Raw genomic sequence first — 13,124 nt, 5'->3', positions numbered from 1 at the left:
TCTAAAAGAAATTTAAGCATACCACCTATTTCTTCCCCTTGTTTAATAGAAAATTGACACATTAAATCTCCACCGTTTACTGCAAGTTCCTTTATAGATAGTGGAACTTTAGATTCTAATATGGCTAATGTTTTTTCTTCTACTTTACTAATTTCGTTTAACCGAATCTCAGGAAAACGGGAACCTAAAGCATCTGCCTTTTGTAATGCGAAGAGGTCATGAACTAAATTTACACCAACTCTATTAATAAGACGTTTTACAGATGCATCTGTTGGTTTTGTAAGTATATGCATATGTTCCTTCACTAAAATTTTAATTTTACATATACTTTGATTATCGAATTTAAGTCGTCTAAGTATTTGCTCAGCTATTATAACACTTTTTTTATCATGACCATAAAAATGACCTATACCTTCTTTGTCAATTGTAAAGCAATTCGGCTTAGCTATGTCATGTAATAACCCAGCTACTCTCAAACTAATCTCTGGCGGGCATTTCTCCACAACTGCTAAAATGTGTTCAAATATATCTTTGTCATGGTGCGGATTTTGCTGTTTAAATCCTACGGCCACTTGAAGTTCTGGCAGTATAAACCCTAATAGTTTAGTCTCTTCAAGTAATTTAAATCCTTTTGCGGTGTCATTAGATACGATCATTTTACATAATTCATCTCTAATTCTTTCATTGCTTACATTTAGTATAAGGTGACTATTTAGCTTTATAGCAAATAGCGTTTTTTCCTCTATATCAAAACTTAACCTAGTTGCAAAACGAATGGCTCTAAGCGTTCTTAGCGCATCTTCTTGAAATCTTTTATTAGGATCTCCTACGGCTCTAATTATTTTATTTTCTAAATCCACCGTTCCACCATAATAATCTATAAGGCCGGCTTCCACATTATAAGCCATAGCATTGATGGTAAAATCTCGCCTCATTAAATCTTGTTCTAATGAAGCTGTAAAAGTTACCGAGGTTGGTCTACGATTATCTAAATATTCTCCATCTATTCTATAGGTTGTAATTTCAAAATTTTGACCTTTTATTACTACCGTTACTGTTCCATGCACAATCCCCGTTTCAATAACTCTATAATCTTGCTTTTTAAACACACTCATTACATTATCTGGAGATGCATTAGTAGTTATATCCCAGTCCAGCGGTTTCTTCTCTAATAGTGAATCTCTAACGCATCCACCTACTATGAACGCTTCGAAATTATTTTCATTTAAAATACTAATTATTATTTCAACTTCTTTTGGCATATGTATTTTAATGTTTTTATTGACCATTTCTATCACCCTTTATTTTTACTGTAAGGGCCCAACCTAAATATACATTGCAATAGGTATAATTTCAATTATAGGCCCATTTATTTCTAGTTGTTTTGAATCATAATCTCTAATTAAATCTGTATCCTTTAGAAATCTATTTTTAAATTCTTGAAAATATTCATTATTTAAATAATCAAAGTATGTGCCACTGAGTAAGCTATAGTTATTATTTTCATCTTCTTTGGGAATTCTTATTACTTTACCAAGCACAGTGATTCTGGCACCTTCAATATAATCTAAATTGCCCGCCATATGTTTTACCTCTAGGGGCACTACAACCTTTGTATTGCTAATTCCAATATTGCTACTAATAAATTTTAAACATTTTTCTGATTTGCAATTTCCAATACCCTCTTTTAGGACTTTTAAAATCTGCCTCTTAACTATTTGTTCCGGGCTTTCATCACCGTTATCTACGGGTTCAGGTGAAAAAGCTAATTGCATTTCCATAACTTTGGTCATGTCTTCTATATACTCTATAACTGGATTTTTATACAATTCCCCAGTAAACTGAACAAAATCGAATTCTTTTATATCTTTTATATCATTCTCGTTATTTATTATCTTTAACATACTTTGCTCATTTAGTATGTTTTTTAATCTTGATAGTATTGTAATTACAATTGAAACTCTTTCCTCAATTTTCTGCGAAGTGAATTCATTAAGAAGTTGAACATTTAAGTCACCTTGCATTATTTTACCACAAGTAAGCTCATATAATGGTGTATTGGTACTAATAGTTACCAGCTTTCTAGTACTTTCACTTTTAATTTCGGCGAATTCCTCAATTACAACGGTATATAAATTATTTATCATATCTTCATTAATGTATAAAGGGATAAGTGCTCTGTTATCCATATTTACATAAACCTCCAATTTTCTGTGCTGTTATCACCTGCGGTGTTGTTATCCTACAGGTAGTGCTCATAAACAATACTTCTTACTAATTTATATTTTTTTTTGTAGTTTAGAACAATATATTACCATTATTTTTATTTTTTTAATTTTTTAACAATTAATGGTTGATTTTTATATAGATTTTCTGTTAATATATTACCATATATTGTTATTAATAATTTGAGGAGGAAAAACTATGGAACAAAAAAATTTTTTAAGACAGTTTGGTGTGCCAGAAAATATTATTTCAAATGTTATTATTGTAAACAAAAACGATGATTATTATTGGTCAGTAGAAGCGGTAGGTGATAACTTAATTGCATATTGTGCTAGAAACAAAAATGATATCTACGATGGAAATGATAATACATTAAATGAAAAAATAATTACTGGTAAAAATTTATTTTTCAAAAATAAAGAAATCGAATATAGCTTAGTTATTGAAGAGTATGTAAACAACTTTGAAAATAATCATAAGGCATATGTTGTAACTTCATTAAAAGATGGATTTTGTGTTTATGAAAAACTATAAACTTTCCTATCTCACTTTAGCCATATTAAAAAAAATAACTAGTAAATTTACTAGTTATTTTTTTAATGTTACTGATTTCATAACTATAGTTTCACCATACCTGCGCCTAAGATCATCAACAGCCAAGTCTATCGCCCTTTGCTTCTCGATTTGAGAATTATCAACATCAAAAATTGATATTTGTCTAAAATTATCCTCACTTAAATTATTAAGAGAAACTCCTAATAACCTTATCGGCTCTCCCTTCCATAATTCATCAAAAAGTTTCCTTACTGTTTTCAGTATTTCCTGCGTTGAATCTGTAGCACTTTTTAAAGTCGTGCTTCTGGAATAATTAATAAATTCGTGATTTCTTATAGTTACAGAAATAGAGTAGCAACACTTTTTTATATTTCTTAATCTTGTGACCGTGTGTTCTACTAGCGTTAATAATACTTTATAAGCTTCGTTTTTATTTTTAATATCATCGGATAATGTAGTGGAATTACTTATCCCTTTTAGTTCATATTCATTCCATTTTACCTCTGAATTATCTATACCATTTGCATATTTCCACATCATGAGCCCACTACTTTTAAAGTGATATTTCAAAATGGAAGCATCATACTTAGCTAAATCCCCTATAGTAAATATATTTAAATTATTAAGTCTAGGAACAGTTCTCTTTCCAACCATGAAAAGCTCTCCAACCATTAGGTGCCACAATTTATTTTCTATTTCATTTTTAAAAAGAGTATGCACTTTATTAGGTTTTTCAAAATCAGATGCCATCTTAGCTAGAAGCTTAACATCTGACATACCAATATTCACTGTAAATCCTAATTCACTCTTTATCCTATCCTTAATATCGTAAGCAAGTTTTAATGCAGTTTCCTTTGAAGTATTATAACTTGTCACATCTAAAAAGCATTCATCTATAGAGAATTTCTCTACATAAGGAGTGTAGTCATCAAAAATTTCTCTCATACTTTTACTACATCTTTCGTATAATCTAAAGTCAGGTGATACTACTACAAGGTTTATACATTTCTTTCTTGCAGTAAATAAGCTTTCTCCGGTTACTATTCCATTTTGTTTTGCCATCATAGATTTAGCCAGTACTACTCCGCGTCGCGACTCCTCGTCCCCCCCTATTACAGCTGCTATATCTCTTAAATCAATATCCTCGCCTTGCTTAAGTTTATCTGCAGCACTCCAAGAAAGAAAAGCTGAATTAACATCTATGTGAAATATAAGTTTCTCTTTTATTTTAATCATCTAATCTCATCCTTTATATAAGGCATAGGTAGTAAACTATGAATTCAGTATTTTGTGCTACTTTGAATCTTATTTCAATAAATATTTTATGCATACATATATTATATAGAATTTTAATACAAAAAAGCAACCTATCCTTCATTAAGAATAGGTTGCCTTTATAAGCCTTATGCTTTATGCTTTAGTATTATCTTTTATATATTTCTTTATTTCATCCGAATCCCCAAATGATAATATTGGTGCTGATAGCTTTGTGCACTCTTCATAGCTAGAATTTGTAACAGTTTTACGTGCCCTTAATATAGAAGAGGCACTCATACTGAATTCATCTAGTCCAAATCCAAGTAGTACAGGAACAAGATTTGTGTCCCCTGCCATTTCGCCACACATACCTACCGGTATTCCTGCCTTGTGACCATTATCTATTACAGTCTTAATTAATCTTAAAACTCCTGGATGATAGAAATCATATAAATATGATATTTTTTCATTCATTCTATCAACTGCCAGCGTATATTGGATTAAATCATTAGTACCAATACTAAAAAAGTCTACCTCTTTAGCTAATACATCTGATATTACTGCAGCTGATGGTATTTCTATCATAATACCTACTTCAAGATGCTCATCAAATACTACGCCCTCGGACTTAAGTTCATTTGTACACTTCGCGAGTGTTTTTTTAGCCATTCTCAGTTCCTGAAGATTGCATATCATAGGAAACATGATTTTAAGCTTGCCGTGTGCAGATGCCCTTACCAAAGCTCTTAATTGGGTTATAAATATATCTGTTCTATCAAGACAAAGTCTTATAGCCCTATAGCCTAGAAATGGATTCATTTCCTCATCCATAGGTAAATAAGTTAATTTCTTGTCTCCACCAATATCCAAAGTCCTTATAATAACAGGCTTTCCATTCATCTTTTCAAGAACTGATTTGTATTCTGCGTATTGTTCTTCCTCAGTTGGAAGCGCATCTTTTGACATATATAAAAACTCTGTTCTAAATAATCCTATACCTTCTGCGCCGTTTTTAAGTACCGATTCTACATCTTCCGCAGACCCTATATTTGCAGCTAGTTCAACTGTTTTACCATCTATTGTGGTAGATGCCATAGTGGCATATTTAAGTAGCTGATGTTTAGATTCAATGAATTCTTTTCTTTTGAGTTCATAATTGTTTAAAGTTTTCTCATCAGGATTAATAATAACTATACCTTCTTCTCCATCTACAACAATTAAATCACCATCTTTAATTTTACTTATGCCTTTACCTGCACCTACAACCGCAGGTAGTTCTAAAGAACGCGCAATAATTGATGTATGAGCAGTTTTCCCTCCTATTTCAGTTACAAAGGCCAAAACTTTAGTTTTATCAATCTGTGCTGTATCTGACGGAGTAAGATCTTTTGCTACTAATATGCACTCCTCCGCAATCTCTGCAATTGAAGTTACTTTTACTCCGAGTAACACATTTAACACTCTTTTGCTCACATCTCTAATATCTGCTGCTCGTTCAGTCATATATTCATTATCCATATTTTCAAAAATAGCTGCTGTTTCTGATGCTACAGTTTGTAGCGAGTATTCAGCATTTAATTTGTCATCTTCAATTTTCTTTTGAATGGAACCTATGAATTCTGGATCTTCAAGCATACATAAATGTGCTTCAAATATTTCTGCCTTTTCGCTTCCTAGCCTTTCTTTTACACTTTCAACTATTTTCTGGAGCTCAGTAACTGCTACTTGCAATGCATTATTAAATCTAGTTAGCTCTTGCTTTGAATCCTGAACCTTGCTTTCCTTTACTTCTACTGCTTCTTCGCTAATAACTACCGCTCTACCTATAGCTATCCCAAAGGATGCCCCTATTGCCTTCAACATATTTTATTCCTCCTAATAGTACTCTTATGAATATAACAATTATGGTTTGCTATTTTCCTATTCTAAAAGCCCTTCTTCGATAATTTTTACCATAGCTACTGCAGCGGCTTCTTCATCAACACCCTTAGTTCTTATTAGAATTTCATCATTTTTAGCAGCAGCCATACACATTATAGCTACTATACTTTTTGCATTATACTCATTTCCATCTTTTACTATAAGTACTTCCGATTTAAACTTAGAAGCCTCTTTAACTACTGATAATGCAGGTCTTGCATGTATTCCAGTTTCACTTTTAACTATTGCTTTTTTTTCCATCATAATATGTGCACCCCTATTTCTTTAATTTTATTATTATTACTTCATTATTTTTATCTACAGTTCCTAAATTAAATTCTACAGATTCCATTATTTCATTTTCTGTAAGAACTAATACACTTAAATTAGTTTTAGCTTTAGCTTTTATTAAGTCATTATCAAAAGTTAATAACTTATCTCCAGCCTTAACTTGCTGTCCCTTTTGGGCGTAAGCTTCAAAACCCTCACCCTTCATCTCTACTGTATCAATACCTATATGTAGTAATATTTCTATACCCTCTTTGCTCTTTAAAAGCATAGCATGTTTTGTAGGAAACACTTGAAGAATTTCACCATCAATCGGTGCGTATAAAACTCCTTCTGTAGAAACAAAACCTATACCGTTTCCGAGCATTTTTGCAGAAAAAACTTCATCCGGTATTTCTGAGATGTCAAAACATCTTCCCACAACTGGGGATTTTAAAACCATACTTTTTTCTTCCTTACTTTTCTTAAATAACCCAAATATTTTTATCATCCTCTCCTTCTCTAAGGTAGATAACAATTAATATTTGCTATCTACCTAAAATTTATTTATTTGAATGTATCTTATAAGGTTTAACTGTAAATTTCAACTGATTATATATATAAACATTAGTTTGTGCATTGTTTAGAACTTTATATACAAAACATTTTAAAAAAAGGCATAAACTAATAATATGCTTTAAAAGCATTTTACTTGGTTCATGCCTGATCTAATCAGTAACACACCTAACACTATAAACTTAATTTTCAGATGGATTGCTTTAATCTATGTATATGCATACATATATAGGAAACTTCATCTTCACAAACTTCTTTTGAAAGTTTTTCTGAAATAAATTCACATACCTTCTTAGAAATTTTAAACTCTTCACGCATTTCAGTTTTAACAGATTCTAACATTATATTTTTTAAAACCTTATCATTTTCTATTCTATCTAAAGCATACCTTAAATGCGAGACTAACCGTCCATACTCCATTGACTTTTGATTAATCTTTATCCCAAGTATCTTTTGAATATATCCCATTACTTCTTTAACAATTCTAGTATATTTAAGACTTTGAGACACTTCTTCATTAACTCTAGCAGAATGTATATGTAGAGTAATAAAACCGATTTCACTTTCTGGAAATGGCACATTTAATTTTTCTTTAATAAGTTTTGTTCCTTTTTCTGCTATACTATATTCATCAGAATATAGCGTTTGAATTTCATTTAAAAATGGATTAACTATATCAATTCCAAGTTCCATTCTTTTCATTGCAAAACTAATATGATCAGCCAGACCAACATGTATGTGTGAATTTAACTTTTCTTCTAATGTATCTTCTGCAAGAGAAATAATTTCTTCTGCTACTGCTAATATTTCAGCTTCTATATTTTTAAGAATTTCAACATAACTCGCTTTTTCACTATCGTCAATCTTAATAAACTTCTGCTCAATGTTACTCCCTTTAGTGATATGTTCACCCGGTTTTTTACCAAAACCTATACCTTTACCAAAAAGAACATAGACATTATTGTCTTTTTCAGAAACAACAACATTACTACTAAGAGATTTTAATACCTTATAATCATCCATATTAACATTACCTCTTCTATAGTTTAAAATACATTCTGAAATTATTCAAGAGTTTTTAAAAATACATTCTAAAAAAATAAATATTATCACATATTTTGTCACTTTTTGCTGATTACACAGTATAAACTTCAGCTTTTTTCTTTATATTACCACATTATTTTTAAAGTAATGTATAATACTTTTCTATTATACCACATTTAATCTTTGTTTTATATGAACTATTTGTAATTTAGACAAATAAAATCCTGACATTGTCAGGATTTTATAATGTTATTTTTCATCACCATAAGATAATAATCAGATTGAAATTCATTGTTAAAAGTTTGCTCTAAATCTTTTAATTTATCTGATTCTCCTTGTGACAAATTCTCATAAGTTATATTATTGGAATTTTTTATATATTCTTTATCTATGTAAATCACCTCATAATTAGCTTACCCTTTAATTTCATTTCCATGTAAAAATAATATGTATATATCTAATTATAAATACAAGCACCCCAAATTTTAGGGTGCTTGTATAAATTTTAATTCATAAACATTTTTATATCGTCTTCTACGTTAGAAGTTCCAGCTATTCCAAAGTTTTCTACTAATACATTAACAACATTTTGGGATAAAAATGCTGGTAATGTTGGTCCTAAGTGGATATTTTTAACGCCTAAGTGAAGTAATGCTAATAATACTATTACAGCCTTTTGTTCATACCATGCAATATTGTATGCTATTGGTAATTCATTAATATCAGCAAGTCCAAACACTTCTTGTAGCTTCATTGCAATAACTGCTAATGAATATGAATCATTGCATTGTCCTGCATCTAGGACTCTAGGTATTCCACCAATATCTCCGAGTTCTAATTTATTATATCTATATTTTGCACAACCTGCAGTTAAAATAACTGTATCTTTTGGTAACTCTTTTGCAAAATCAGTATAATATTCACGGTCTTTCATTCTTCCATCACAACCAGCCATTACAAAGAATTTTTTGATTGCACCTGTTTTAACTGCTTCTACAACTTTATCGGCAAGGGCAATTACTTGATTATGAGCAAATCCCCCAACAATTTCTCCTCTTTCAATTTCAATTGGTGCACTACATTTTTTAGCATGCTCAATTATAGCTGAAAAATCTTTTGCAGCTCCGCCCTTTCTATCCGGTATATGATTCATTCCGTCAAATCCAGCTGCTCCAGTAGTGTAAACTCTCTCTTTATAAGAATCCTTTGGAGGCGTAATACAGTTAGTTGTCATGAGTATTGGACCGTTGAAGCTTTCAAACTCTGAATTTTGCTTCCACCATGCATTTCCATAGTTACCCACAAGATGATCATATTTTTTAAATGATGGATAATAATTCGCTGGTAACATCTCACTATGAGTATAAACATCTACTCCTGTACCTTCCGTTTGCTTTAATAATTCTTCCATATCCTTTAAATCATGTCCACTAATTAATATTCCAGGATTATTTCGAGTTCCTATGTTAACCTTTGTAATTTCTGGATTTCCGTAAGTAGTAGTATTTGCCTCATCTAAAAGCGCCATAGCATCTACTCCATATTTCCCACACTCTAGTACTAATGCTACTAATTCATCAACAGATAAACTGTCATTCGTAGTTTGTGCAAGTCCCTTTTGCATAAATGAGTATAAGTCACTGTTTTCATATCCTAGGTTAAATGCATGATCAGCATAAGCTGCAACTCCTTTAATACCATAAGTTATAAGTTCTCGGAGTGATCTTACATCTTCATTTTCTGTTTTTAGTACTCCTACATTCTTTGACTTACTCTCAAATTCTTCAGTAGTGCCTGTCCATGTCGCACATTCAGGTATTTTACTTTCTATTACTCCACCAGCATTTATTAAAGCATTCTTAATTACTTCACGTAATTCTAATGCTTTTGATATCGTTTCTATAAATCTAGCTTTATCAAAATTTGAATTTGTTATAGTCATAAATAATCCATTTACTACAAATTTATTTATCTCTTTATTTTCTACCCCTAGCTCCCTTGCCCGCGAGCTGTAAATTGATATTCCTTTTAAAACATAAATTAATAAATCCTGCATATTAGCTACATCATCTGTTTTACCACAAACTCCGCGCACCGTACAACCTGTTCCCTTTGAAGCTTCTTGACATTGATAACAAAACATACTCATTATAAATTCCTCCTATATTTTTGAATAATTAATATCAACATAAGTAATTTAACATTTGTTGTTGAACTATCTTTATTATACTTTTATACAAATTTAAAGTCGGTAACCTATGTTACAAAAATATAGATTTTATTATTATTTTTAATATACTTCAAATTAACAAACCCTTAACATTTCGTAATACTTCTTAAAACAATGTCTAAATTCATAAAATAATTAACATAAACTATAGAAAACTTAACACAGACTTAACATTGTTGTGATAAAATTTCCTAGGGAATAGTGTTTTTTAAAGGTAAAGGAGATTTAATATGGATTATAAGATGATTTTTCAACTTTTAGGTGGTTTAGGACTATTTGTTTATGGAATGAAACTAATGGGAGATGGTCTCCAGAAAGCAGCAGGGGAGAAGCTAAAAAGACTTCTAGAGGTTCTTACTAGTAATAGATTTTTCGCAGTAATAGTAGGTGCCTCTGTAACCGCAATTATTCAAAGTAGTAGTGCAACTACCGTAATGACAATAGGTTTTGTAAATGCAGGGCTTATGAATTTATTCCAGGCAGCTGGAGTTATTATGGGTGCGAATATTGGTACTACAATGACTGCCCAACTTATAGCTTTTAAACTTACAGATGTAGCACCCTTTATTCTTGCAATAGGTGCTGGATTAGTTCTATTTAGCAAGAAGAAAAAAACTAAAGATATTGGTGAAATTGTTTTAGGTTTTGGTATATTATTTGTTGGTATGTCAATGATGGAGGATTCCATGAGGCCTCTTCGAGAACTAGAAGGCTTTAAGAATCTTATTTTATCATTAGGTGCGCATCCAATAATGGGAGTTCTTGTTGGCCTTGGGATGACAGCAACAGTTCAAAGTAGTAGTGCTACTATTGGTATCTTAATGGCACTTGCTGCAAACAATGGTATTTCACTCGCAGTTGCTCTTCCTATACTTTATGGTGATAATATCGGAACTTGTGTCACTGCACTTCTTGCAAGCATAGGTACTACTAAAAATGCTAAGAGGGCAGCACTTTTACATTTTATCTTTAACTTTACAGGGACAGTAATGTTTATGTTTGCTTTTAATTTAATATTAAAATTTGTTCCAATGTTTGGTGGAGATACTCAAAGACAAATTGCAAATGCACACACACTGTTTAATGTATCTAATGTATTTATTCAAATTTGGTTTATAGGTGCTTTAGTTAAGATTGTTAATAAATTAGTGCCCGGAGAGGACGAAGAATCCTCTGCTCTTGTATTACAATACTTAGATAGAAGACTACTCGAAACTCCTTCTATCGCTGTTGGACAAGTTATTAAGGAAGTTGTTAGAATGGGTCAATTATCCTCAACAAATCTTTCTAATGCAATGCAAGCTTTCTTAGATTCTGATGAGAAAATGATGAGCTCAGTTATTGAACATGAGGTTACAATAAATTATCTTGAAAGAGAAATAACTGGTTATATGGTGTCGCTCTCAAACACTCCTCTATCAGAACATCAATCTGAGATTATCACTTCACTCTATAATGTAGTAAATGATATAGAGAGAATTGGAGATCATGCTGAAAACATAGGTGAACTTGCTAAAACCAAAATGGATAGCGGAATCGTCTTTTCGGAAAAAGCGATATCTGATGTCACCTACATGTTTGAAACTGTAAAATATTGTGTAGATAATGCAATATTAGCATTAGAACATTCTAGCGTAGAATTTGCTAGCAAAGCCATGTCAGTAGAAAATAATATAGATAACATGGAAAGACAACTTAAAAAAGAACATATAACTAGATTAAGTAGCCTTCAATGTACACCTTCTGGTGGATCTGTATATCTAGAGCTATTAACCAATCTTGAAAGAGTTGGAGATCATTCAAACAATATTGCACAAATGGTTACTAACAATAATTAGACATACTTAAATTTTCAGCATAAAAAAAGATTAGGGCATAGTGTTAAACTAAGCGCTAATCTTTTTTTGAAACCTTATGTGTTCTTTTGTTACATTTTTGTTACATTTTTCTTTCTTCATTGACAAAAATTGCTTATGGTATATTATTATAGTAGCAGGTTTTTTATTTTTGATAACATTTAAAGCAAGTCTAAACTTCTATAATTGGAAGATATATGGTATAATGAAAATAATATTATAACATCGCAGATAATGATTTAAAGGAGGAAATATTATGATACTTACGAATTGGTACGGAAAACGAAAAAAAGAACAACAGAGAAAATTGAAAATTCAAACAGCAAAAAAAATACTTATTGGTACAGCAGCTGGAAGTCTTAGTGGTTTATTAGGGGGAGTACTTTTCACACCTAAATCCGGTAAAGAAACAAGAGAAGACATCGCTAGCTCATCAAAAGATTTTAAGGAAGCAATTGATAATAAAGTTTCTGATGCTAAAGATAACGTATCAGATGCTAAACTTAAAATCAAACAAAAAAGTATAGAACTTAAGGATGTAATCGACAATAAAGTATCTGATGCTAAAGAGAATGTAGTAGATGCTAAAGTTAAAATTTCTCAATATTTAAATGAAAAAAAGAATTCAAAAGTTATTTCTGAAACAGAAGATTCTGTAGCTGATAATGGAGATTTAGATCCTATTGTAGAACAAAATGATGTAGTTGAAAAAGTAGTTAAGAAATAAACAAAATTTAAAAGAATAGTGGTGCTAACAATGTATGTAGACTTTTTTAAATTAGGACAAGGTATATTGATTTTTCTTGGTATAGTCATATTAATAATACTTATAATAGTATTATTAAAAGTTATTAGTACCATATCAAGTGTAAACTCAATTATCAAAAAGAATGAAGATAATATTGATGAGATACTGTCTGGTTTACCAAAAACATTTAAAAATTTGCACGAGCTAACCGACAATATAAAAGATGTCACTGAAGTTGTAGTTCAGACAACTGCCAATGCACTTGGAGCAACAGAATCTTTTGAAAAATATTTAGTTTATATAAAAGACATTTTAACTATTATAAAAAAAATATTTTTGAATAGAAAGTAGGATATTTATCCTACTTTTTTTCTATCTATATGAAGATATTAATAAAACTGTTTGGATTAATTGCTTCTAAAACATGGTATAATATATTTGAAAT

12 protein-coding genes are annotated in these 13,124 nt (G+C 30.7%); 4 read left to right on the top strand and 8 right to left on the bottom strand.

Annotation, left to right across the window (positions count from 1 at the left end):
* Both JJE11_RS05995 and JJE11_RS05990 read right to left on the bottom strand, forming a co-directional pair.
* A partial coding sequence (locus JJE11_RS05995) for a CCA tRNA nucleotidyltransferase (RefSeq protein ID WP_291633613.1) occupies window positions 1-1,289 on the bottom strand: 1,289 nt, incomplete at its 3' end.
* Between the two features lie 36 nt (window positions 1,290-1,325).
* Window positions 1,326-2,189, bottom strand: coding sequence for a hypothetical protein (locus tag JJE11_RS05990; RefSeq protein WP_291633612.1), 864 nt, complete (start codon window positions 2,187-2,189; stop codon window positions 1,326-1,328).
* Between the two features lie 235 nt (window positions 2,190-2,424).
* On the opposite strand from JJE11_RS05990, the gene JJE11_RS05985 reads away from it, so the two are divergent.
* Window positions 2,425-2,760 (top strand): hypothetical protein, encoded by a 336-nt coding sequence (locus tag JJE11_RS05985; RefSeq protein WP_291633611.1) that lies wholly within the window; start codon window positions 2,425-2,427, stop codon window positions 2,758-2,760.
* A 54-nt stretch (window positions 2,761-2,814) separates the two neighbouring features.
* Here the strand turns inward: JJE11_RS05985 and JJE11_RS05980 are convergent, their stop codons facing one another.
* From JJE11_RS05980 to hcp, 6 genes are all read right to left on the bottom strand, one after another.
* Window positions 2,815-4,017 carry a DNA polymerase IV gene (locus JJE11_RS05980; protein ID WP_291633610.1) on the bottom strand — a complete coding sequence of 401 codons (1,203 nt, stop codon included), beginning with the start codon at window positions 4,015-4,017 and terminating at the stop codon, window positions 2,815-2,817.
* Between the two features lie 174 nt (window positions 4,018-4,191).
* Window positions 4,192-5,901 (bottom strand): phosphoenolpyruvate--protein phosphotransferase, encoded by a 1,710-nt coding sequence (gene ptsP / locus JJE11_RS05975; protein ID WP_291633609.1) that lies wholly within the window; start codon window positions 5,899-5,901, stop codon window positions 4,192-4,194.
* A 57-nt stretch (window positions 5,902-5,958) separates the two neighbouring features.
* A complete protein-coding gene (locus tag JJE11_RS05970) occupies window positions 5,959-6,222 on the bottom strand; it encodes an HPr family phosphocarrier protein (protein ID WP_291633608.1) in 264 nt (87 codons plus the stop codon).
* A 13-nt stretch (window positions 6,223-6,235) separates the two neighbouring features.
* Entirely contained in the window at window positions 6,236-6,736 is a 501-nt protein-coding gene (locus JJE11_RS05965; protein ID WP_291633607.1) for a PTS glucose transporter subunit IIA, read from the bottom strand.
* A 254-nt stretch (window positions 6,737-6,990) separates the two neighbouring features.
* Window positions 6,991-7,824: a PRD domain-containing protein gene (locus tag JJE11_RS05960; protein ID WP_291633605.1), complete on the bottom strand. Its 834-nt coding sequence runs from the start codon at window positions 7,822-7,824 to the stop codon at window positions 6,991-6,993.
* A gap of 526 nt (window positions 7,825-8,350) precedes the next feature.
* Window positions 8,351-9,994 (bottom strand): hydroxylamine reductase, encoded by a 1,644-nt coding sequence (hcp, locus tag JJE11_RS05955; RefSeq protein WP_291633602.1) that lies wholly within the window; start codon window positions 9,992-9,994, stop codon window positions 8,351-8,353.
* Between the two features lie 311 nt (window positions 9,995-10,305).
* Here hcp and JJE11_RS05950 point away from each other — a divergent pair, with 311 nt between their 5' ends.
* The 3 genes from JJE11_RS05950 to JJE11_RS05940 all read left to right on the top strand — a co-directional run bounded on the left by JJE11_RS05950 (window position 10,306) and on the right by JJE11_RS05940 (window position 13,030).
* Window positions 10,306-11,913, top strand: coding sequence for a Na/Pi cotransporter family protein (locus tag JJE11_RS05950; protein WP_291633600.1), 1,608 nt, complete (start codon window positions 10,306-10,308; stop codon window positions 11,911-11,913).
* A gap of 274 nt (window positions 11,914-12,187) precedes the next feature.
* Window positions 12,188-12,658 carry a YtxH domain-containing protein gene (locus tag JJE11_RS05945; RefSeq protein WP_291633599.1) on the top strand — a complete coding sequence of 157 codons (471 nt, stop codon included), beginning with the start codon at window positions 12,188-12,190 and terminating at the stop codon, window positions 12,656-12,658.
* Window positions 12,659-12,688: 30 nt separating this feature from the next.
* Window positions 12,689-13,030 (top strand): hypothetical protein, encoded by a 342-nt coding sequence (locus tag JJE11_RS05940; protein ID WP_291633597.1) that lies wholly within the window; start codon window positions 12,689-12,691, stop codon window positions 13,028-13,030.
* Window positions 13,031-13,124: the final 94 nt, after the last annotated feature.

This window comes from Clostridium sp. (assembly GCF_016650095.1).
In the GTDB taxonomy this organism is placed as follows: Bacteria; Bacillota; Clostridia; order Clostridiales; family Clostridiaceae; genus Clostridium_AD.
Note: the sequence above shows the minus strand (reverse complement) of the source record. Positions and strands in the feature narration are given on the sequence as shown.

Bases quoted from the DNA above. Each gene is read 5' to 3' on its own strand.
- JJE11_RS05990 (WP_291633612.1), bottom strand. From the start codon at position 2,189: ATGGATAACAGAGCACTTATCCCTTTATACATTAATGAAGATATGATA.
- JJE11_RS05985 (WP_291633611.1), top strand. From the start codon at position 2,425: ATGGAACAAAAAAATTTTTTAAGACAGTTTGGTGTGCCAGAAAATATT.
- JJE11_RS05980 (WP_291633610.1), bottom strand. From the start codon at position 4,017: ATGATTAAAATAAAAGAGAAACTTATATTTCACATAGATGTTAATTCA.
- ptsP (WP_291633609.1), bottom strand. From the start codon at position 5,901: ATGTTGAAGGCAATAGGGGCATCCTTTGGGATAGCTATAGGTAGAGCG.
- JJE11_RS05970 (WP_291633608.1), bottom strand. From the start codon at position 6,222: ATGATGGAAAAAAAAGCAATAGTTAAAAGTGAAACTGGAATACATGCA.
- JJE11_RS05965 (WP_291633607.1), bottom strand. From the start codon at position 6,736: ATGATAAAAATATTTGGGTTATTTAAGAAAAGTAAGGAAGAAAAAAGT.
- JJE11_RS05960 (WP_291633605.1), bottom strand. From the start codon at position 7,824: ATGGATGATTATAAGGTATTAAAATCTCTTAGTAGTAATGTTGTTGTT.
- hcp (WP_291633602.1), bottom strand. From the start codon at position 9,994: ATGAGTATGTTTTGTTATCAATGTCAAGAAGCTTCAAAGGGAACAGGT.
- JJE11_RS05950 (WP_291633600.1), top strand. From the start codon at position 10,306: ATGGATTATAAGATGATTTTTCAACTTTTAGGTGGTTTAGGACTATTT.
- JJE11_RS05945 (WP_291633599.1), top strand. From the start codon at position 12,188: ATGATACTTACGAATTGGTACGGAAAACGAAAAAAAGAACAACAGAGA.
- JJE11_RS05940 (WP_291633597.1), top strand. From the start codon at position 12,689: ATGTATGTAGACTTTTTTAAATTAGGACAAGGTATATTGATTTTTCTT.